The organism is Candidatus Enterococcus testudinis, from assembly GCF_002140915.1.
GTDB classification, from domain to species: domain Bacteria; phylum Bacillota; class Bacilli; order Lactobacillales; family Enterococcaceae; genus Enterococcus_D; species Enterococcus_D testudinis.
Genome location: NZ_NGKU01000001.1, coordinates 1,027,172 through 1,047,941, shown reverse-complemented (window position 1 = coordinate 1,047,941; position 20,770 = coordinate 1,027,172). Strand labels below are relative to the sequence as shown.

20 protein-coding genes are annotated in these 20,770 nt (G+C 41.3%); 8 read left to right on the top strand and 12 right to left on the bottom strand.

Annotation, left to right across the window (positions count from 1 at the left end; genetic code table 11):
- Positions 1 to 20 precede the first annotated feature (20 nt).
- The 4 genes from A5886_RS04985 to ganS are packed head-to-tail and all read right to left on the bottom strand — an operon-like array spanning position 21 to position 5,517.
- Entirely contained in the window at positions 21 to 2,063 is a 2,043-nt protein-coding gene (locus tag A5886_RS04985; RefSeq protein ID WP_086273924.1) for a beta-galactosidase, read from the bottom strand.
- A 9-nt stretch (positions 2,064 to 2,072) separates the two neighbouring features.
- Complete coding sequence (gene ganQ, locus A5886_RS04980) at positions 2,073 to 2,927, bottom strand: galactooligosaccharide ABC transporter permease GanQ (protein ID WP_086273923.1); 855 nt, start codon at positions 2,925 to 2,927, stop codon at positions 2,073 to 2,075.
- Position 2,928: 1 nt separating this feature from the next.
- Positions 2,929 to 4,200 (bottom strand): carbohydrate ABC transporter permease, encoded by a 1,272-nt coding sequence (locus A5886_RS04975; protein WP_179189973.1) that lies wholly within the window; start codon positions 4,198 to 4,200, stop codon positions 2,929 to 2,931.
- A gap of 51 nt (positions 4,201 to 4,251) precedes the next feature.
- A complete protein-coding gene (gene ganS / locus A5886_RS04970; protein WP_086273922.1) occupies positions 4,252 to 5,517 on the bottom strand; it encodes a galactooligosaccharide ABC transporter substrate-binding protein GanS in 1,266 nt (421 codons plus the stop codon).
- A gap of 257 nt (positions 5,518 to 5,774) precedes the next feature.
- Here ganS and A5886_RS04965 point away from each other — a divergent pair, with 257 nt between their 5' ends.
- Positions 5,775 to 6,773, top strand: coding sequence for a LacI family DNA-binding transcriptional regulator (locus A5886_RS04965; protein ID WP_086273921.1), 999 nt, complete (start codon positions 5,775 to 5,777; stop codon positions 6,771 to 6,773).
- A gap of 86 nt (positions 6,774 to 6,859) precedes the next feature.
- On the opposite strand, the gene A5886_RS04960 is transcribed toward A5886_RS04965, so the two are convergent.
- A complete protein-coding gene (locus A5886_RS04960) occupies positions 6,860 to 7,753 on the bottom strand; it encodes a LysR family transcriptional regulator (RefSeq protein WP_086273920.1) in 894 nt (297 codons plus the stop codon).
- A 159-nt stretch (positions 7,754 to 7,912) separates the two neighbouring features.
- On the opposite strand from A5886_RS04960, the gene A5886_RS04955 reads away from it, so the two are divergent.
- The 3 genes from A5886_RS04955 to A5886_RS04945 all read left to right on the top strand — a co-directional run bounded on the left by A5886_RS04955 (position 7,913) and on the right by A5886_RS04945 (position 11,702).
- A complete protein-coding gene (locus tag A5886_RS04955; protein ID WP_086273919.1) occupies positions 7,913 to 9,535 on the top strand; it encodes a malolactic enzyme in 1,623 nt (540 codons plus the stop codon).
- A 13-nt stretch (positions 9,536 to 9,548) separates the two neighbouring features.
- On the top strand, positions 9,549 to 10,829 hold the full coding sequence (locus tag A5886_RS04950; protein ID WP_086273918.1) for a 2-hydroxycarboxylate transporter family protein: 1,281 nt from the start codon (positions 9,549 to 9,551) through the stop codon (positions 10,827 to 10,829).
- A gap of 183 nt (positions 10,830 to 11,012) precedes the next feature.
- Complete coding sequence (locus tag A5886_RS04945; RefSeq protein WP_086273917.1) at positions 11,013 to 11,702, top strand: N-acetylmannosamine-6-phosphate 2-epimerase; 690 nt, start codon at positions 11,013 to 11,015, stop codon at positions 11,700 to 11,702.
- Positions 11,703 to 11,836: 134 nt separating this feature from the next.
- On the opposite strand, the gene A5886_RS04940 is transcribed toward A5886_RS04945, so the two are convergent.
- The 3 genes from A5886_RS04940 to A5886_RS04930 are packed head-to-tail and all read right to left on the bottom strand — an operon-like array spanning position 11,837 to position 15,295.
- On the bottom strand, positions 11,837 to 12,253 hold the full coding sequence (locus A5886_RS04940; RefSeq protein WP_256926146.1) for a DUF4430 domain-containing protein: 417 nt from the start codon (positions 12,251 to 12,253) through the stop codon (positions 11,837 to 11,839).
- 6 nt (positions 12,254 to 12,259) lie between these two features.
- Positions 12,260 to 12,820 (bottom strand): cob(I)yrinic acid a,c-diamide adenosyltransferase, encoded by a 561-nt coding sequence (locus A5886_RS04935; RefSeq protein ID WP_086273915.1) that lies wholly within the window; start codon positions 12,818 to 12,820, stop codon positions 12,260 to 12,262.
- 15 nt (positions 12,821 to 12,835) lie between these two features.
- A complete protein-coding gene (locus tag A5886_RS04930; RefSeq protein ID WP_086273914.1) occupies positions 12,836 to 15,295 on the bottom strand; it encodes a vitamin B12-dependent ribonucleotide reductase in 2,460 nt (819 codons plus the stop codon).
- Positions 15,296 to 15,443: 148 nt separating this feature from the next.
- On the opposite strand from A5886_RS04930, the gene A5886_RS04925 reads away from it, so the two are divergent.
- The gene (locus A5886_RS04925) at positions 15,444 to 15,998 is read left to right on the top strand and encodes an ECF transporter S component (protein WP_086273913.1); all 555 of its coding nucleotides are present in this window, start codon (positions 15,444 to 15,446) and stop codon (positions 15,996 to 15,998) included.
- A gap of 99 nt (positions 15,999 to 16,097) precedes the next feature.
- Here A5886_RS04925 and A5886_RS04920 read toward each other — a convergent pair whose 3' ends face one another.
- Entirely contained in the window at positions 16,098 to 16,622 is a 525-nt protein-coding gene (locus A5886_RS04920; protein ID WP_086273912.1) for an SDR family oxidoreductase, read from the bottom strand.
- 27 nt (positions 16,623 to 16,649) lie between these two features.
- Here A5886_RS04920 and A5886_RS04915 point away from each other — a divergent pair, with 27 nt between their 5' ends.
- Positions 16,650 to 16,979: a hypothetical protein gene (locus tag A5886_RS04915; RefSeq protein WP_218776628.1), complete on the top strand. Its 330-nt coding sequence runs from the start codon at positions 16,650 to 16,652 to the stop codon at positions 16,977 to 16,979.
- Between the two features lie 342 nt (positions 16,980 to 17,321).
- A complete protein-coding gene (pepG1, locus tag A5886_RS04910; RefSeq protein ID WP_306297903.1) occupies positions 17,322 to 17,465 on the top strand; it encodes a type I toxin-antitoxin system toxin PepG1 in 144 nt (47 codons plus the stop codon).
- A gap of 213 nt (positions 17,466 to 17,678) precedes the next feature.
- Here pepG1 and A5886_RS04905 read toward each other — a convergent pair whose 3' ends face one another.
- Genes A5886_RS04905 through A5886_RS04900 form a run of 3 tightly spaced genes read right to left on the bottom strand, consistent with a single transcriptional unit; the run spans position 17,679 to position 18,577 of the window.
- Positions 17,679 to 17,930: a hypothetical protein gene (locus A5886_RS04905; protein ID WP_086273909.1), complete on the bottom strand. Its 252-nt coding sequence runs from the start codon at positions 17,928 to 17,930 to the stop codon at positions 17,679 to 17,681.
- Complete coding sequence (locus A5886_RS15640; RefSeq protein WP_143353758.1) at positions 17,897 to 18,211, bottom strand: hypothetical protein; 315 nt, start codon at positions 18,209 to 18,211, stop codon at positions 17,897 to 17,899. The genes A5886_RS04905 and A5886_RS15640 overlap by 34 nt, the downstream gene beginning before the upstream one ends.
- Before the next feature lie 33 nt (positions 18,212 to 18,244).
- The gene (locus A5886_RS04900; RefSeq protein ID WP_086273908.1) at positions 18,245 to 18,577 is read right to left on the bottom strand and encodes a hypothetical protein; all 333 of its coding nucleotides are present in this window, start codon (positions 18,575 to 18,577) and stop codon (positions 18,245 to 18,247) included.
- Between the two features lie 569 nt (positions 18,578 to 19,146).
- Between A5886_RS04900 and A5886_RS04895 the strand changes: the two genes are divergently transcribed.
- Entirely contained in the window at positions 19,147 to 20,652 is a 1,506-nt protein-coding gene (locus tag A5886_RS04895) for an AcpB/EbpR/MafR family transcriptional regulator (protein ID WP_143353757.1), read from the top strand.
- Positions 20,653 to 20,770: the final 118 nt, after the last annotated feature.

Sequence of the window (20,770 nt, the reverse complement as noted above, 5' to 3'; positions counted from 1 at the left end):
CAATCCCTTCCAGATTTTACTCATACATCAGTTGTTCGTATCACCTTGACCTCATATGGAGCCAATTGGATTTCTTGCATCGTCGACTCTTTTTTTATTAAATCAATCCCTTCAGATGCCACGCAGATTTCTTGGCTTTCTTCAGAGAAGTTCATCACAAAATAATGATTGCTGCCTCGTTGTTGGACAGAAACTGCGGGATGGCCTTGTTTTACCCAAGGATTTGCTAAGCCTAGTGTACCGATGATTTGATCATAAAAAACACCTAAGAAATCAGCCTTGGTACGGGCACCAATATAATAGGCAGTACCTGCGCCAAAAGGATGCTTTGTCACACTCGGACTTTGCGCATAAAAATCTTCTTCGTATGTCGCAAGGACTTCTGCATCATGATTGTCCAAGATACTACAATAATCTTGTACCTCAAAGCTTGCTCCTGCAAATGCGAGCTTGTTGCTTTGCTTTGGATACAATGCGTCTGTCTCTTTGACGGCAATACCAAATAAATCTTGCAACGCTTGCGGCCAACCATTCAAGTAGGCTAAATCTGTTTCATTCACGTAGCCAGTCAAATATGTTGCCACTAAAGTACCGCCATTTTTTGTATAGTCCTGAAGTTTTGTCATAGTATCTTCTGTGATTAGATACAGCATTGGTACGATCACCAAATCGTATGTCGAAAAGTCTTGTGTCGGCGTAATCACATCAACAGCAATATCATTTTGCCAAAAATAGCGATAATGCTCTTGCAGCGTTTGCGGATAGCGCTTGCTCTGTAACCCAAATCCTTGTGCATCATTCAATGCCCAATTGTTGTCCCAATCGTAGACGATAGCAACTTTCGCTTCTTTGTTTTTCCCTTTGATTTCTTTGATATGTTCTAAGGCATTTCCGACTTCTGCGACATCTTTGAACACACGATTGTTCTCGTCATTGTCATGGTCGACGACTGCCCCATGAAATTTTTCAGAAGATCCACGGGATTTTCGCCATTGAAAGTACAAATTACTGTCAGAACCATGGGCCAAAAATTGCATCGAAGACAACATATGCATCCCCGGTCGTTTGGTTTTGTTGACATCATGCCAGTTGACACCACTTGGTGTTGATTCCATGATCAAAAATGGCTGTTGCTTCAAGCTGCGGTATTGATCATTGATAAAGCCGACCTTGCTTGCTAAATCAGCAGTCGTCTCCCAATCGTTATGCCAAGCAGGATAGCAATCCCAGCTAATAATGTCCACATGCTGGGCAAATTTTCCATAATCCAAGCTTTGAAAAGGAATCAAATCATACGTATCTGCCATGAAGTTGGTTGTGATTGGTACATTGGGTGACAAGGAACGGATATCTTTGATTTCATGTTCATAAAAATCGATCGTCTGATCTGTGACAAATCTGCGCCAATCAAGATTTAGCCCATGCACTTGCATCTCACCAATCGGCGAAGGTGATTCGATTTGTGACCAATCCGTGATCGTATGACTCCAGAAAGGCCCCCACCAAGCTTGATTCACAGCGTCTAACGTTTGATATTTTCTTTTGACCCATTGACGGAAATTTTCTTGACACAAGTCACAGTGGCATTCACCAGAGTACTCATTCGAAATATGCCACATCAATAACGCTGGATGATCGTGGTAGCGCTCTGCAAGTTTGCGATTGATACGCGCAACTTTTTCTCGATAGATAGGTGATGAGAAGCAATGATTATGTCTGCCGCCATGGCGCATCTTTTCCCGTTGGCCATTGGTTCTTAAAACTTCTGGATATTTTTGCGACATCCATGCAGGTCGTGCACCGCTCGGGGTTGCCAATATGACATTGCCACCATTTTGCGCAATATCATCTATCATTTTATCCAGCCACTCAAAATGAAAAACGCCTTCTTCTGGTTCAAGTGTGCTCCATGCAAAAATGCCCAGTGAGAATGTATTGGCTTTTGCTTTATCCATAAGCGCTAAATCTTTTTGCAACACCTCTGGATAATCCAGCCATTGATCCGGGTTATAATCTCCTCCATGCAAAAAGCGTTTCTCTAAGTTATATTTCATTTGTTCCATGTCTCCATCCTATCCTTTCGTTCCCCCAGCTGTTAAGCCAGAAACGAAATGTTTTTGTAATGCAATAAACACTAATGCAATGGGAATGCTGATCAAAATGGCCCCCGCTGCAAAGGTCGTATAACTTGCACCCATCTTATCTGTGACAAGCTTATACAAACCGATTGGCAAGGTATAATACGCGGGATTTCGAAGCAGCACGGAAGAAAGCGCAAAATCACCTAGCGGACCCGTGAAACCATTCATCGCAACAACAGCCAACATCGGACGAGACAATGGAATCAAAATTTGCCAAAAAATACGCGTATTGCTCGCCCCATCAATTTTCGCACTTTCATCTAAATCAATCGGGATCGAATCGAAGTACCCTTTGAGCAAATACGTATTCATCGGGATTTGTCCCCCTACATAAATCAATATCAACAACCAATGGCTATTGATCAAACCAAGCATCTGAGCCAAAACGAAAATCGCGATCAACGCAGAAAACTGTGGAATCATTTGCAACAACAAGAACAGCATCAAACCATTCTTTCGTCCAGAAAAACGAAACCTTGAAAACGAATAAGCGGTCATTGAGACAAATACCAAAGATAGCAGCATGGTGAAGACGCTGATTTTCAGGGAATTCAAGTACCATTGGCCATAGTACAGTTCATTTTCTCCTGAAAACAGTTTGAGATAATGGCCGAGAGTTGGATTTTCCGGAATCATGCTGGTACTGACCAAGCTATTTCCCGGATTGAAACTCGCGCCGATTGTCCAAAGAAGTGGATAAATGATGACAACTACAACTAAGATCAACAACAAATAAGAGAGCCCCAACCTGAATGTCCGTTGTTTTTTTAAACTCGATTGCTTCATATTAATCCACCTCCTTGAAAGAATTCGTTCGTCTAAATTGCCAAAGTGCAATCGCAATCACAAAGATTGATAACAGAATCGTTAATGCTGCTGCAAGTGCATATTGGCTGTTTTGCATCGTAAGTTTGTAGATCCAAGAAACCAAAATATCCGTCCCTCCGGCAGTAGAGCCAGGAACTGCTGGACCGCCTGAATTGAATAGATAGATGATATTAAAGTTGTTAAAGTTAAACGTATATTGGGTAATCAAGATTGGTGCCATTGCATATAGCAACAACGGCAATGTAATTCTGCGGAATTTTTGAAATGCCGATGCACCATCGATTGTCGCCGCTTCATACAAATCATCAGGAATAGACTGCAAAGTGCCTGTCGTCACAATAAAAATGTACGGAAATCCCAACCAACCTTGAATCATCAACAATGCTAGACGTGTCCAGTTCACACTGGTCAGCCAAGGAATCGCAGAAATATTGAAAAACGCTAAGAGGGATTGATTGATCGCACCAAAGCTGTCATTAAACATTCCGGCAAATACCAAAATCGTGACAAAACCAGGTACTGCCCACGGCAAAATCAATATGGTTCGAAAAAATTTCTTAAAACGCAGCTCTTTTTGATGAACCACAACCGCTAAAAAAATGCCTATCGCTACTTGGAGTGTGGAAGCAACTAAGGTCCAAGTCACTGTCCAACCCAATACATTAAAAAAAGTGGCCCGCCAAATATCAACTGTAAAAATCTTCTTAAACGTGTCTAAGCCAACCCAATCAGCTAAGTTGGCTGGTGCCGAATGGTATAAGTCATAATTCGTAAAGGCCAGCGCAATACTGAACAAAATTGGGAAAATCACTGAAAAGACCAATAGTACAAACGCTGGGCTACTCATGAGATAAGGATAGCCCTCGCTTAACAATGCCTGATAACTTTCGCGAATTGAATTGACCCTTAGCCCATTGTCTCTCAATTCGCCATTTTTATACGCATCACGCAAATTTAAATAATAAAAAAAGATGCCAAATGCGATAACGATCAGCGCAACCAAACCTTCAGCCAACAAGAAAATCGAATTGTCTCTTGGTACCTCTACCCCAAGCGTTACCAATCCCCAAAGCCCCATATTAAATAAATCTTTGAAGACAATGCCATACATGACAAAAAAGAAAAGAAACAAAGCACCTTTGATTTTTTGATGATTATAAAATTGTCCTAGACCAGGAATCAGAGAGAACAGCATGGCTTTTTTTCCGTAAGAACCTGTTGATTGGTCCATTTTATATGCCCCCTAGAAAAAAGGCGACGGGTAACGCCGCCTCATTTTTTTTTAATTTTGAGTTGCTTCGATGGCCGATTTGATTTGATCTACGGCTTGAGGTAAGGCTTTTTTTGGTTCGTCTTTTCCAGTCGCAATCGTTTGTAAAGCTGCGTCGATTGGCTCCCAGACAGCGTTCATTGCGGTAATTCCAGGTGTCAATTCAGCATATTGAGATTGCGTAGCAATCGCTGTGGCACTTTCACTTTCCTTGACTGTTGGATCATCAGCCAATGCTTCAACTGCTGGTACTTCCAATGTTTTTTCATAACGAACTTTTGAATTTTCTTCATTACTAATAAATTTGACAAATTCTTCTGCTAACTCTGCATTTTGGGAATAACTGCTCACATTATAACTTTTCACACCGATGAACGATCCCATGTGCTCGCCATTTCCCAGCAGAGGCAATTCTTTGACGCCATAATCGATCCCAGCTTCTTCATACGGAGATAAATTCCAAGGTCCTGAGATGACTGCTGCCGCTTTGCCTTCTGTGAACAATGAGTCCAATACATTGATACCTTGCTCGCCAACGATTCCTGAAGGAAATACACCAGAATCATAGAACTGTTGGATATACTCAGCACCTTCGATCGCACCATCATTGGCTAAACCAATATCATCTGCATTGAATCCACTGGTACCATCAGTACCAAAGACATAGCCGCCATAACCACTTAACACGCCTTGGGCATAGTATATTTGATCCCATAATGCCAATAAACCGAATTTGTCATCTCCAGCAACGGACTCAGAATATTCTAACCATTCATCCGTTGTCGTTGGTAATTCATCTTCTGAAATCAACGCCTTGTTATAATATAGTATTTGCGTTTCAACAGCTTTTGGCAAGCCGTACACTTTTCCGTCAACAATCTGTGATTGCATAGCAGCATCTGCGTATATCTCTTGCGTGGCTTGATCAACATCTAGTTCCTTCAGTAAACCTTCTGTTACTGCCGTACCAATCTGGTCACCTGGAATCGTAATGACATCGGCACCTGTGCCCGCAGGTCCATCAAGTCGCAAATCTTCAATCTGACCGCCATAGGCCTTCTCAACGACTTTGATCGTCACATCGTGTTCTTCTTCAAATTGTTTCACGGCATCTTCAATCCCTGATGATTTCGACTGATCTTCCCAAACCAATAAATCGTACGCATTGTCATTCGTTGCCTTTGCACCAGAAGTATCTGTACTATCTCCTTGCGGGCCGCACGCACTTAATCCAAGAGCTGCAGCACTTAATAATAAAAGACCCACACTTTTTTTCATTGAACATGACCACCTTCACTTTTTTGTAAACGCTTTTTTTCATTTCTAATAATAAATTATTTTACTTAATTTGTAAATAGTTTTACTAATTTTTTTTAATTTATTCACTTAAACACGGAATAAAACCTTATGCGTAAGGATTTTAATGATTATTCCAAATATCAAATATAGAAGCAATGAACATTTAGTAAATTCATTTAGTAAATTTCTTTACTTGCTATTTCAATTCATCTATAATGAATGTAGAGGTGAAAAATATGGTGACGATAAAAAAAATCTCGGAACACTCCGGCTATTCACAAGCCACCGTTTCAAGGTTGCTGAATGGCGATGAATCACTCTCCATCACACCAGATACCAGAAAGAAAATCATTCATGCAGCACTTGCACTAGGATATGATCGCTCAAAAATCAAAACAACCCTTGAAAAAATTGCCGTCGTATTTTGGCTAACAGAACAAGAAGAATTACAAGATGTTTATTTTCGCCAGTTACGGATTTCCTTAGAAAAATACGCCAAAATCAACAATATGGAAATCCAATTGATTACCCATGAGGATCATGTGTTGGACATACTCAAACAAGTATCCGGCTTTATTGGTATTGGGTCCTTTGGAAAAGAAGAATTACAACAATTCAAAACAGTTTGCTCTGCTGGTGTGATTCTCGAAATCAATCCTGAAGCAGAACTATTTGATACGGTGAAACCTGATACCGATAGAATCACAAAAAAAGCCCTTGATCTATTTATAGACAAAGGCTATAGTGAAATTGGATTCATCGGTGGGGCATTTTTTAATCCTGACACCCAACAAGAAGAACAAGACAGTCGCGAAATCGTCTTCCGTCAAAAAATGAGCGAGAAACTGTTATTCAAAGAAAAATATATGTACTCAGCTGGAAAATTCACCGTCGATCAAGGCTATCAATTAACGATCGACATGATAGAAACGTTGAAAGAAGATTTGCCTGAAGCGATTTTTGTTGCTTCTGATACAATTGCTGTAGGTGTTTTGCAAGCCTTGAATGAGCATTCGATCACAGTTCCTGATCGCTTAGAATTAATCAGTGTCAATGACAATGATATTGCGAAATTTGTCTCCCCCCCATTAACGACTTTTCGGATTGATGTGGAAGAAATTGCCAAAACGTCCATCGATATGTTGGTCGATCAAATCGTCCATCCTAGAAAAATCACAAAAACAGTCTCACTGGGATTAGAATTGATCGTACGAAAAAGTTTCCTACCAAAATAACTGATAGCAAATGAAACAAAAGAGCGAACAAAGGCACCATTTGATCCATGGTGCCTTTGTTCGCTCTTTTCTGCTATATCTTGCCCCTATTCCTCCACCCAAGACAAGTCATCCAAGATCCCCATCAATTTCTGGACATCTTGATTCAACACCGCACTTTTCAAATACGCATACTGAATATAGAAGATTTCTTTGTCCTCAGGTACCAGCGGAATCTTGACAAGGCCATCCATCTCTTGAAAGACTGGGAAATCAGTCATCAACGTAATCCCAATATTTGAACTCACCAACTGCCCAATCGTTTGGACATCTGAAAAATAAAACTGGACTTCAGGTTTCTTCGTCAACTTGTCACTCAAGTTACGAAAGGCCAGACCATGGGTATAGCCTTTTTCCAAAAGGATGAATGGATATTCCGTAGCTTGTGCAAAGGAAATTTCCTTTTTGGCCGCTAACGGATTGTCCTTAGACACAAAAATAAAAAATTCCTGCTGAAACAATAATTTAACATGTAAGTTTGGATGAATGATTGGATTGACGCTGCCCAACAAGCTAAAATCGATTTTTCCAGATAAAAGTTTTGACAATAATTCATTCGATCCACCTGAAACCAAATGAAAATTGGAAATAAAGCGAATGATTTCTTTATCATCCAAAAGTTTCGAGAAGACTTTCGATCGAATAATGGGCGGGAAACCAATATGGGTACGGTTGTTTTTGGCATGTTCGATAGCCCGATCCAATGTCACAAATTCGTCCAATATATAGCGTACATGGGCCTTCAGAATCTCCCCTTCGTTGGTCAAGGTAATCGATCGATGGGAGGCCTCTCGGGCGATCAAATCACAGCCGTAATGCTGTTCCAAGCGTTTGACGGCGTAACTGATCGTAGGTTGACTGACTGCAAATTTATGCGCCACTTGCGTAAAAGAAAGCATGTCTGCTAAAGCACTGAAATATTCTAAATCACGTATGTTCATTGTCTGATTTCTCCTTTGGCTCATTTTAACATAGAAGCTGTTTTGTTATAAATAATTTTTATTATACCACCGTTAGTTGACTATAATTCTGCCGAAGGATTAAAGTAGCTAATGGAAATGAGCGCATGACCAAAAAAATATACAACTTGGAGGAACATAATGAACGCACATGAAATTTTAAATAACCCATTTTTGAACAAAGGAACTGCCTTTACATTAGAAGAACGGAAAGAATTAGGCTTGATTGGTTTGTTGCCACCCCACGTTCAAACCATCGAAGAACAATCAGAACAAGCATATTTGCAATATGTGACCAAAGATTCTGATATAGAAAAACGTCACTTCTTAATGGAAATCTTCAATACAAACCGGACATTGTTCTACTATTTATTTAACCAACATATCGTTGAATTCAACCCAATCGTTTATGATCCAACTATTGCTGACACGATTGAAAATTACAGCCGTTTGTTCGTTGATCCTCAATACGCTGCATACTTAGATATCAATCATCCAGAACATATCGCTGAAACATTGAAAAACGCTGCTGGCGATCGCGACATTCGTTTGATCGTTGCAACAGACGCTGAAGGTATTCTTGGTATTGGTGACTGGGGTGTCCAAGGTGTGGATATTTCTGTCGGCAAACTGATGATCTATACAGCAGCAGCTGGTATCGATCCTGCGTCTGTTTTGCCAATCGTGATCGATGCAGGAACCAACAGAAAAGAATTATTAGATGATCATTTATATTTAGGAAACCGTCAAGAACGGGTGTACGGTGACACGTATTATGAATTTATCGATCAATTTGTGCAAACTGCTGAATCTATGTTCCCTAAACTTTACTTGCATTGGGAAGACTTCGGCCGCTCAAATGCAGCAACCATTTTGGACAAATACAAACAAACCATTCCAACATTCAACGATGATATCCAAGGTACAGGAATCGTTGTACTTGGCGGGATCTTTGGTGCATTAGACATCACTGGCGAAAAACTGACCGATCAAGTGTACTTATGTTATGGCGGAGGTTCTGCCGGTGCTGGTATCGCGAGCCGTGTTCATGCAGAAATGGTCAGTGAAGGTCTTTCAGCAGAAGAAGCATACAACCACTTCTTTATGGTTGACAAACAAGGACTTTTGTTCGATGATATGTCAGATTTAACACCTGCACAAAAACCATTTGCCAAAAAACGGGCTGACTTTGCAAACGCTGGTGATATGACTCAATTGGTCAACGTCATCAAAGCAGCAAAACCAACAATCTTAGTCGGTACATCGACAGATGCGGGTGCCTTTACCAAAGAAGTTGTAGAAGCAATGTGCGAAAACACTGCACGTCCAGTGATTTTCCCAATCTCTAACCCAACCAAAAAATTAGAAGCTACTGCTGAACAAGTCATTGAATGGTCTGACGGTAAAGCCTTTGTCGCAACTGGTGTCCCTTCAGGAACAATCCAATACAAAGGTGTAGATTACCAAATCGGTCAAGCCAACAACGCATTGATCTATCCTGGTTTAGGATTAGGTATGTTGGCATCAGAAGCTTCACTATTAACTGATGAAATGATCGGTGCCGCAGCGCACTCACTAAGCGGTTTGGTTGACTTGAACCAACCAGGTGCACCTGTACTGCCACCATTCGAATATGTTGCTGATGTCTCTATCAAAGTGGCTGAAGCTGTTGCAAACAAAGCCAAAGAACAAGGTTTGGCGAAAGCTGCAGAAACAGATATGGCGAAAGCTGTTCAAAATCTTAAATGGTATCCAACATACTAGGAAGGTCTGAAAAATGAATAAACTAAAAACAATGACGATTTCGGGAATTAGTCTTCCCTTATATGTATTCTTTATGGTTGTCATATTTGGTGCCATCGCCTTGGACAAGTTGCCCTTAAATATGGTCGGTATCACCATTCTACTCGTTGCCTTAGGTCACTTGCTGTATTTCATCGGTGAAAAATTGCCGATCATGAATTCTTATCTTGGCGGTGGATCAGTTTTCACCTTGCTAGGTGCCACTCTTTTGGCTTCATTCAATCTCGTACCCACAAAAGTCATTGACGCTGTCAGTGATTTCATGGGTGGCGGTTTTGGTTTCCTTGATTTCTATATTGCTGCTTTGATTTGCGGCTCGATCTTAGGAATGAACCGCAACTTATTGGTGAAAGCTTCAACTAAATTTATTCCAGTTGCATTGATCACCATGGTTGTCGGATTTTTCGCAGTCGGATTGGTTGGCATGCTGTTGGGAAATGGTTTTGCTGATTCTGTCATGTATGTCTCCTTGCCAATGATGTCTGGCGGTATGGGTGCTGGGATCACACCCCTTTCACAAATCTATGCGGATGGTTTGGCAAACGGCAATCAAGCAGCGATTTTCTCTCAATTGGCACCTGCTGTTACATTCGGGAATATTCTTGCCATTATTGGTGCATTATTTATTTCAAAAGTCTTTGCCAAAACCAAATACAATGGTCATGGCACATTGATCAATGCCACCAAAGAAGAATTAGAAAAACCAAAGATCACGCTTGATGCGCAACAAATCGGCGTCGGTATGCTATTTTCATTCTCGCTATTGGTTGTCGGCGCGATTTTGAGCAACTTTTTCCCTAAGGTACACGAATATGCCTTTATGATTGTGATCGTCTTTATTTTGAAAGCATTGAACGTTGTTCCGAAAAAACTAGAAGACTCTGTTGTGATGTTCAACAATGTCATTATGACCAATTTGACCCACGCTGTATTGGCTGGGATTGGTTTGGCATTGATCGATTTGTCCACATTGGCTTCTGCCTTTACATGGCAGTTTGTCTTGCTCTGTCTAACAAGCGTTGTTTCAATGGGCGCTGCCAGCTGGTTCTTCGGTATGCTATTGGGCATGTACCCAGTCGAAACATCGATTGGTGCAGGTATGATCAACAACTCCATGGGCGGAACCGGTAATATTGCTGTATTATCTGCTTCTGAAAGAATGGAAATGATTGCTTTTGCACAAATGGCCAACCGTTTATGCGGCGCAATCGTATTGATTCTTGGCGGGATCTTGATTCGCTTCTTTTACTCATAAACCGCTAAAATCAAACAATATAAAGCAACAGGCGCTGCGATTTGCAATGGATCGCAGCGCCTGTTGCTTTGATTGCGTTATATGAAGGATACTGCTTATCCCTTTACACAGAATAAAAACGCATGCTATAGTCGGTTCAGATAGAGGATCTGAAATCACACAAGCATCGGAGTCGTAAAATATATGGATAAACAGACATTTTTGACAGCTGTATCAAACGGGGTGATTGTTTCTTGCCAAGCATTACCCGGTGAACCATTTTATCGAGAAGAAGAAAGCTTGATGCCCTATTTCGCACGAGCTGCTGAACAGGCTGGTGCCGTTGGTATCCGTGCCAATTCAGTCAGAGATATTTTGGCAATCAAAGAGAGCGTCTCACTGCCGATGATTGGGATCATCAAACGCGATTACCTGCCTGAGAAACCTTTTATCACCGCAACCATGCGTGAAGTGGATGAACTTGTGGCAACTGGTGTGGAAGTGATTGCGCTTGATTGCACCCGCCGCAAGCGCCATGACGGCTTATCGATCAATGCGTTTATTGCTGCAATCAAAGACAAATATCCCGAACAATTATTCATGGCTGATATCGCCACCTTTGAAGAAGGCCTGAATGCCCACCAAGCAGGTATCGATTTTGTTGGCACAACATTGAGTGGCTACACTGAAGAAAGCCTGCAACAGACCGGACCTGACATCTCGTTGATGCAACAACTTGTTCACGCAGGGGTTTCTGTGATCGCAGAAGGAAAAATCCACACCCCTGAAGAAGCAAAACAAATCAAAGCCCTTGGTGTAGCAGGGATAGTTGTTGGCGGTGCAATCACGAGACCACAGGAAATTGCCCAACGTTTTGTTGATTTTCTGGCATAACGATAGTCGAAGCGGCGAACATACATGGTCCTCATAACAAAGCACAGAAAAATATACTGCTTTGCTGAAATAATTGAATCGACACGCGTCCACCTGCCAGATATTGATTGGCAGGTGGACGCGAGTTTCTTTATTTATTCATATACACTTAACGCAAAATCAACTTGATCTCCCCCTTCTACTATCGTTTCATCGGCCCCTTTTGAGCCCATTTCTCCATTCACAGTAAAAGTCCAGTATTTGTTCTGACTTTCATCTTGACTATGGCCTTCGATTGATGTAATGAAGCCGTCCTTTTCTTCCACAGAAAAGTGTTCCTTCAAAACATCCATCAATGATTCCCCAGATTGAACAGCGACACTTTTGCTATCAATCGTGTCCTCTCCGTCAGTCAAGACGATTTTGACTGATGAGGCAACGACTGCGCTGGTTGCTTCAGTCGATGCTTGTGATGATGTTTGTGATGGTGTTTGGTTGGTTTGACAACCAGATAAAACAAATAATCCGATGATCAAGCTAGAAATGACAGTAAATTTTTTCAATGATAACATCCTCTCTTAATGAAATACGTTGCCGGCCCGTTCATAAAAGGGCTCGGTTATACCATAGCTGGTATTGATATAGCGCGCCAGCACAAAAAATAAATCAGACAATCGATTGATGATTTTGTATGCTGTCAGGTTGATATCTTCTTCTGCAAGCAATGCTGTTACTTCTCGTTCTCCGCGACGGATCACGGTTCGTGCTACGTGCAGATCACAGGCAATTGGATGACCGCCGGGCAAAATAAATTTCTCGATCACAGGCACTTGACCTTGGTAATGATCGATCAAAGCTTCCACACGCGCCAAGTCTTGTTTCCCAACGATCGGCGTATTGATGCCACTCGGTGTTGCGAAATCAGTACCTATATCAAATAGCAGCACTTGCAACGCCGTCAATTCAACACGCAACGTATCAAAGCGTGACTCGGTCAACGCAGCAATCACTTTGCCCACCCATGAATTGACTTCATCAATACTACCATACGCACAAACCCGCAGATCCGATTTTAGGACGCGCTGACCGCCAATGATACTAGTTTTGCCTTTGTCACCGCTTTTGGTATAGATTTTCATGCTGATCCTCCTCCATCATAATCCACACTTCAGTTGGACTTTGCAATGGGTACAGGTGCTGCAACCGCCGATTTCTTCGATCGTCCCTTCCTGACAAATCGGACAAATTTCGCCATCTACAACTTCCTTATCGACCACAACCGAAGAAGCTTCCGCTGGTGCTGTTGGTGTCTCTTCTCCAGTCAACGTCAAGACTTGGCTGTCTCGGCTGCCGTCCACGTAGACGGTCCCGCCCTTGGCACCACCGCGATACAATGCTTCATAAATAGCGGCCACTTGCTCAACTTGATAGCCCTTCGGTGCATTGACTGTTTTGGAGATTGAACTATCGATCCAGCGTTGGATCGCACACTGCACGCTGACGTGGGCTTCTGGTGTCAAATCCATCGCTGACACAAAAAATGGCGGTAATGCATTGGTATCTGCTTCTGGATGTGCACGGAGATACGCATGAACAATGTCTGCGTGAACTTCAATAAACTTGCCCAACCGACCACTTCTGAAATAAGAAAAGGAATAATAAGGTTCTAAACCAGTCGATACGCCAGCCATTGTTCCTGTAGATCCCGTAGGTGCCACAGTCAGTAAATGTGAGTTGCGAATGCCATGGACCAAAATCGATTGACGCAACGCTTCTGGCATTTTTTTCATATAACCAGACTCGATAAAGCGTTGCCGCAAGGCGCGTGTTTCGGCCTCTGTTTCACCAATCAAGAAAGGAAAACTGCCTTTTTCTTTTGCCAGTTCAACAGACGTCTCATAAGCTGTCAGCGCAATCGTTTCAAACACTTGATCAATCAAGCGATTGCCTTCTTCAGAACCATAGACCTTTTCACAATAGATCAGCAAGTCTGCCAACCCCATAACACCCAAACCTACACGGCGTTCACCCTTGGCTTGGTGTTCGTTTTTGTCAAAAAAATACGGTGTGGCATCAATCACATTGTCTTGGAAACGGACACTGGTTCTGACAACTTCTGCCAATTTATCGATGTCGACAGACTTGGTTGAGTGATCCACCATTTGCGCCAGATTGATGGCTGCCAAGTTGCAGACCGCGTACGGCGTCAATGGTTGTTCGCCGCAAGGATTGGTGGCGACTACTTTTTGACCATAGGCTTGTGCATTGGTCATCTCGTTGGCATTATCAATGAAGAATATGCCTGGCTCAGCTGAATAGGTCGCGCAAAATGTGATCAAATCCCATAAGTCTCGCGCCTTGATTGTTTGATAAATCGTCACCCGTCGCCCTGTTGCTGCCCATTCACGAACATCGCCGATCTCAGCCCAGTGCGCATCGTAATCCGCCATTTCATCAGCGTCATAGGAATCAATTGACGGAAAGCGCAAATCATAGGTGCTGTCTTCTTCGACAGCCTGCATAAATTCTTTGGTCAAACAAATAGAAATATTCGCCCCCGTCAAAAAATCCGGCTCTTTGACCCGATACGTACCACCAGCGGATAATTTCTGCTGATACGCTTGATAAGCATCAGCGTGTTGATTTGCTCCTTTATGGTCAACCGCGAAAGACAACAATTCTTTTTCATCCGCCGTTAATGGTTCAAAGTCCAATTTTTGCCCAGCCAATTGACGCACGATTGGACTATTACTTGTACGACTCAACTGATACAAAATCGCTGGATTTTGGATCTTTGAAATAATGAACGCAAAAATATCAGGATGCCAATCATTCAACATGATCATCTGCGCCCCTCGACGGCTGCCTCCTTGCTCAACCAAATGCGTCAGATTTGCCAAATCATTCAACCATGAAACAGCCCCCGAAGACTTGCCATTCACACCATGGACCACCGCTGATGCTGGCCGCAAAGTTGACCCATTGGTACCTACACCACCGCCACGGCTCATGATTTCCATCACTTCTTGGCGATGTGTCGCTAGACCGCCACGTGAATCATGAATAAATGGCATCACATAGCAGTTGAAATAGGTGACTTCCGATTGCGTCCCAGCGCCATATAACACACGACCAGCCGGAATCAAGTTTTGCGCCGTCAAATGATGATAAAATGCTTGTTCATACTGCGCCTGCTGGTCCCCCTCCATCGCCGCGATACCTCTAGAAACACGCGCAGCGATCTGTTCGAAATAAAGTTCCAGCGGTTTTTCTACCTCATTGATGCGCCGTTGTACTTGACCAGAAGCCATTTCAACAGGATCAGTGAGTGCGGAACGATAATCATCTTCCACGCGAATCGTTAACAGTCCATCAACCTTCGCTTCGACCCAGCCAATTCCACGGGTTGGATATTGCGGATCGGGATGTGTTGTCAGAATGACCAAATCACCGATTGTTAGTGTACGGTTATCTTTGAAGGCATAGCAATCCAACATGATCAACCGCGCAATTCCTTCAAAGGTTTGTGTCATCTCACTCGTAATAACTGCAACTTCCGCTACTTTTGCAATATCTTGATTCAATTTTTGTTTATATACTTCTGGATATTCCATTATTTGATTCCACCTTCTCATTCAAAAAACACAATATGTTGTGTCCGTGAATTAGTATGGCACTATATAAAGTATAATTCAATCTTGAATTTATTTTTTATTCTGATACAATGAGAACTATTATCAATTAGAACGAAGGATCTTCACAATGAACAGTCAAAAAAAATCAACATTTCCAATCAGAAGAATCACACACTTGGCCCTCTTTTCAGCCGCCTGTATCGTGGGGCGTCTGTCATTTACATGGTTACCCAATGTCCAACCTATGAGTGCTATTTTGCTGCTATTGGTCTGTTATGGTAGTTATAGCGACGCAATGATTGTCGCCGTGATTGGCTTATTAGGGACCAATCTCTATCTCGGAATGGGCAGTTGGACCATCAGCCAACTCGTCGCTTTTACTTGTATGGTGACCTTCTTTTATATCGTCACCCGTCTGCCATTCGTAAAACGTCATATCATGTGCCAAGCTGTACTGGCTTTTCTTAGTGGTATGCTCTATGGTTTCTTTGTATCCTTAGTCGAAGTTTATTTGTATCAACTCCCCTCATTTTGGGCTTACTATCTGCAAGGGATTGTCTTTGATATGTTGCACGGAAGTGGAAATTTGGTCTTTTATCTCTTGTTGACACCCGTTTATCGACGATTGTTTCAACCGGTTGCAGCGAGGATCAAAGGAGAACAAAAAAACCAGCAAGACTGAATCTCTGCTGGTTTTTTTGTCTTATGCTAAATGTATTTACCCACTAAGTACCAAATATGTGCTTGCCAAAGTAACCATTACAACATCTTCTTGTTGCAACTACACCATGCCGCCATTCACAAATACCACTTGACCATTGATCCACTTGGATTCGATGACACGAAATACCGCTTCTGCAATATCTCGCGGTTCACCTAAGCGCTCTAAAGGGTTGGCCACACTCAATTTCTGGATCAATGCCTCCGATTTTCCATCCAAAAATAGTGGCGTAGCTGTCGGTCCAGGTGCAATCGTATTGACCCTAATCTGTTTGCACCGCATCTCCTTCGCCAAGATTGGCGTCATCGTTTCAACTGCCGATTTCGCTGCGGCATACGCGCCATATTCGACAAATTGCAATCTGGTGACCGAAGTGGAAAAGTTGATCAAGACACCTCCCTCAGTCAAATGTGTCGCAGCTAATTTCGCGATGACAAACGTCCCTCGTACATTGGTGCGCATCACTTGATCAAATGCATCAAAATCCAAATTCGCTATCGGCGATAAGCGCATAATACCCGCTGTATTGACAATGACCGTCAATTTACCTAGTTTTTCCTCAATAAAGAAGACTTGTTTGAACACCTCGCCTTGCGCTGGTTAGAGGATTCAATGGCCACCATTTTTACTTGGGAACCAGAGAATCACGGATCAGCGCTTCATGATTGGCTATGGCTGATGACGAATACAAAGAAAACCTTACATCAATCAATTCCTAAAATGTTCAAATTATATACTGAATATATTGAGAATAACGCAAGGCTAGTGAACCCCCACGTTCAAAAACTGGCAGAAAAAGCTGAGGACATCGATCCTTCAAAGAACGGCGCTGCCGTCATTACTGCGTTTACCTATTTTCACAATCCATACTTTGCAAAACGGTGGTGCAACGAAAGTTATCAAGAAGATTTCGAGGCATTGTGGACATTGCTTGGTGAATAAATGAAATGTATGCTTCATTTCACTTGATTGTCAGTTTGCTGAAAAACGACAAAAAATAGCCGTCACTTTCGCGTGGGGCTGCTATTTTTATCAAGAAATATTGAATAACGCCACCGTGTTTTAAACGGTGCTGCCTAAGAGAGGTTGTTGTCGCAACTTCTCTTTACATAGATAGTATAGCATGATGTGACGCAAAAAACTAGATGAACGGTAATGCAAAAACGCAGATTTAAAATCATTTAACAGAAAAACAAACAATTTTATTGACGATTACCATGTTATAATCAAGTATGGCAGGAAAGTTTATTGACGGTGGCTATCCTAGAAAGTGAGGTGGTGCGTATGTGCGTACTTCCAAAATCTTACGAAAGGAGATGCCTTTTGTCTGCATATGAGACAATTCAGACGATCTTTGGCTTTGGTATGTTTACCATAGCTTTGATTGGACTGGTTGTTAGTTTGCTGAAAAACGACAAAAAGAAATAGCCGTCACTTTAACCGGAGGCGGCTATTTCTTTTGAAATAAACGAAATGTCTGTCACCGTATTTTAAACGGTACTGTCTAAGAGAAGTTGTTGTAGCAACTTCTCTTTACATAGATATTGTACCATGACTTTCCACGAAAAACTAGGTGAAGGTTAGCCACAAAGTCAAGAAAGTACGTATTTGCTGTCTTTGATATAAGTTGTCCGTTTCCTATTACACATAGTAAACCAACTCTTTCGTAACGCCACTTTCTGTTTCAACGGTAACAATCACTTTCAATTCATCCATATCCCATCCGATACGATGAGATAATGCTACTCCCCAACGATTTCCTGAATAAATCGTCGTATTGATTCCATCTCTTTCTAGTCTTTCTTGAGTATAATCTGATGACCAAAATGAACCATCATCTACACGAACTTTTTTAACAGTCAGGGTACGAGAATCATTATTGGTGACAGACACGGATACACGCCATTTGTTGCGTTGAAGCCCTTATCACTTGTCACCGAGACTGCGTCAACACCACTGATTGTCGGTTCTTTGTAATTCAATGTCGACGACAGCGCTTTTTCTCCGTAAGTCGTCAAATTTTTGCCACTGATCCGAAACTGACTCGACTTTAATTTACTTTTGGCTATTTTGATACTGTAAGTCGTTGACTTCGTCACTTGTTTCCCAACAGTATCTTTGCCATTTGTGATGACGATTTCTGTATTCTTATCTGTCTTACCAGAGAGTACCAATTGAGTACCTGATACTTTTTTAGTATCTAATGTTCATTTAGGTGCAGGTGATTCCTTGACACGTGTATCAACTGTTTTACTTTTTTTACTCACACTCGATACGACTGAAATTTTTTGATTCTTCTTCAAACCCGATAGTTTGATTTTGAAACTCGTCCCTTTTACTGTTATTGTCTTGACCGTTTTTCCATCCTTCTTCACGACAAGCTTTGATCCTTTTGTAGTAGTGCCTGAAATCGTCCCTGCTTTCACATAAACACTGTCTACTTTCAATGTTTGGCTTGCTGCAGAGACGGTTACAGATGTCGTGACAAAACATGAAGTCATCAACCCCACAGCCAATAATTTTTTACCCCAACTTTTCATTTTTACCAACCTTCCAAAAAAATAATTTTTCCACAACTTATCATAGCATTATAAATAGCTATTCACTATACTTTTGTAAGGTCTTATTAAAAAAAAATTTAATTCACATTTATGGAAGTAACATACCTATTGTTAAGAACTTTTTTGGATCATAAAAAAACAAATCAATGTTATTCAACTAGAAAATCCTTTTGAACAAAAAATAAATCCTCTGTCAATAAATAACATCATATATCATCTGATTACACATCAAATAGGTGAACATATCATTATACCTTTCCGTCCTGTATCTTCAAATTAGTTTTTTCAGAGTTAGACGAAAAACGCGCATATTTTTTAAAAAAAATTTTTGTTATCATATAAGAAATTGAAGAAAATTGACGCATTATATACCTACTTTAACAAACGTGGTTCCCTCATAGCGCATAGTAGGATATACACGGCTCGATACATCAGCTAGTTTGAAGAAGCAAAGAACATGAGTTGACCGACTATGATCATCCATCCCCACACCTTACGTTCACCACGCTTACCATCTAAAACATTTGAAGCAGGAGGTATCTGATCGATTGAAAAATTTCCAGTTAAATTTTGTATCTGATAAAGTGAAGTTGCGCCTCATTCAAATATTAAATGAGTTAGAATATCATCCCCTCTGTTCAACCCAACGCTTAACAACAGTGACGAAAAACACAGCGCGAACAATCATTACAGATATCAATTATCTTAGAGACTATTTAGACAAATCCGCACATATTACGTCTTCAAAACAAGGGTATACATTAAACATACATAATTCAGAAGAATATATTGATAAAAAAAGCAGTATTTTGGAAGATGAACCTTTATTTATTATTCTTGAACGCATCTTTTTTAATGAATTGCTCTCAATCTACGAGTGGGCAGATTACTTTCATGTGTCGGAAAGTACAATGATCAAATATTTGAAAAGTATCACGAATGAAGTCAAAGCATTCAACATAACCTTGGATTTGTACCCCGTAAATTTAATTGGCTCAGAAGCAGACATCCGCTATTTCTACTTTGCCTTTTACTACGAATCCGACATTACTCCTCACACCGTTTTTCCATCCATTGCTGCCCAAGAAGCTGTTCTTCAAATCAGCGATCAATTAGCAGCAACGGAAGAAACAGCGTCATCCTTTGGCTATTTTAGTTATTTGCTCTACTTATCCATTGAGAGAATTCTTTGCGGTTTGGAAGTGACCATCAATCCAGAATTGAAAGCATTGGTGCTTTCAGATCCGGAATACGTCACCATTCTGCCAGCAGTCAAAACCATCGAAGAAACTTTTCAGCTTCGCGTACCAGAAGACGAAATCGTTTTCATGTATGTGTCGATTCTATGCCGTCGAACGGTCGATTTTCCACAGCAAGAAGAATACTTTTGCTTGCGGTACAATAAATGGGGAGAAATAAAAACACTTGCCCATGCGTTTCGTGAAAGTTTGACGGACCATTCACTAAATAAACAACAAGATCTCGTACTTTTGGAGTCATTCTTTACCTCTATCAAGCTGCGCTGTTTATTGTCTGAAAACAGCAATAAGAACATTCAAGATACCAACGACTATGCCAAAGCCATTTTCCCTCACGCCTATCAAAAAAACCGAGCATTTTTGCATACAAATCAACAATTCGGTGACTTGTTTCATGACACACTATTAGAAGACATTTGTGCCCGCTTGACACTTTATTCAGAAACGATCAAAGAACAGTACTGGCATACGAGCTTGAATATCGCCTTTGCAATTGAAGGCAATGAGTATATCAATCAATATATCACCTCTTGGGTCAAAAAATATTTAGGAAAATTTCAAACGATCCATTTTCTCGGACCTAGCGATTTATGTGAATCATTTATCAATGACAATCAAATCGACCTATTGGTGACAAACTATCATGAATACCTTTCCTTGCCATTTTTGGATTTAGAATATTTTCTGATCAAAACAGTGCCCGATTCGACGGACTGGGCACGACTTTTACAAAGAATCAACCCAAATATTTTGCATAGTTTCACACGTATTGATACCTCTTCTCTGATTTCTTGATTCGCAGAAAGAGAACATACGCTATCCGACGTTCTGCCAGTCTGATAGCGTATGTTTATTGCCTATTTTTGATAAAAAAAAGGATTGCACAAAGCATTCGTGATGAATGCCTGTGCAA

Excerpts from the sequence above, each read along its gene's own strand:
- A5886_RS04935 (WP_086273915.1), bottom strand. The coding sequence starts at position 12,820 with ATGAAAATCTATACCAAAAGCGGTGACAAAGGCAAAACTAGTATCATT.
- ganQ (WP_086273923.1), bottom strand. The coding sequence starts at position 2,927 with ATGAAGCAATCGAGTTTAAAAAAACAACGGACATTCAGGTTGGGGCTC.
- A5886_RS04965 (WP_086273921.1), top strand. The coding sequence starts at position 5,775 with ATGGTGACGATAAAAAAAATCTCGGAACACTCCGGCTATTCACAAGCC.
- A5886_RS04915 (WP_218776628.1), top strand. The coding sequence starts at position 16,650 with ATGGCCACCATTTTTACTTGGGAACCAGAGAATCACGGATCAGCGCTT.
- A5886_RS04945 (WP_086273917.1), top strand. The coding sequence starts at position 11,013 with ATGGATAAACAGACATTTTTGACAGCTGTATCAAACGGGGTGATTGTT.
- A5886_RS04900 (WP_086273908.1), bottom strand. The coding sequence starts at position 18,577 with ATGAAAAGTTGGGGTAAAAAATTATTGGCTGTGGGGTTGATGACTTCA.
- A5886_RS04950 (WP_086273918.1), top strand. The coding sequence starts at position 9,549 with ATGAATAAACTAAAAACAATGACGATTTCGGGAATTAGTCTTCCCTTA.
- A5886_RS04955 (WP_086273919.1), top strand. The coding sequence starts at position 7,913 with ATGAACGCACATGAAATTTTAAATAACCCATTTTTGAACAAAGGAACT.
- pepG1 (WP_306297903.1), top strand. The coding sequence starts at position 17,322 with ATGTGCGTACTTCCAAAATCTTACGAAAGGAGATGCCTTTTGTCTGCA.
- A5886_RS04985 (WP_086273924.1), bottom strand. The coding sequence starts at position 2,063 with ATGGAACAAATGAAATATAACTTAGAGAAACGCTTTTTGCATGGAGGA.
- A5886_RS04975 (WP_179189973.1), bottom strand. The coding sequence starts at position 4,200 with ATGGACCAATCAACAGGTTCTTACGGAAAAAAAGCCATGCTGTTCTCT.
- A5886_RS04930 (WP_086273914.1), bottom strand. The coding sequence starts at position 15,295 with ATGGAATATCCAGAAGTATATAAACAAAAATTGAATCAAGATATTGCA.
- A5886_RS04940 (WP_256926146.1), bottom strand. The coding sequence starts at position 12,253 with ATGTTATCATTGAAAAAATTTACTGTCATTTCTAGCTTGATCATCGGA.
- A5886_RS04925 (WP_086273913.1), top strand. The coding sequence starts at position 15,444 with ATGAACAGTCAAAAAAAATCAACATTTCCAATCAGAAGAATCACACAC.
- ganS (WP_086273922.1), bottom strand. The coding sequence starts at position 5,517 with ATGAAAAAAAGTGTGGGTCTTTTATTATTAAGTGCTGCAGCTCTTGGA.
- A5886_RS04960 (WP_086273920.1), bottom strand. The coding sequence starts at position 7,753 with ATGAACATACGTGATTTAGAATATTTCAGTGCTTTAGCAGACATGCTT.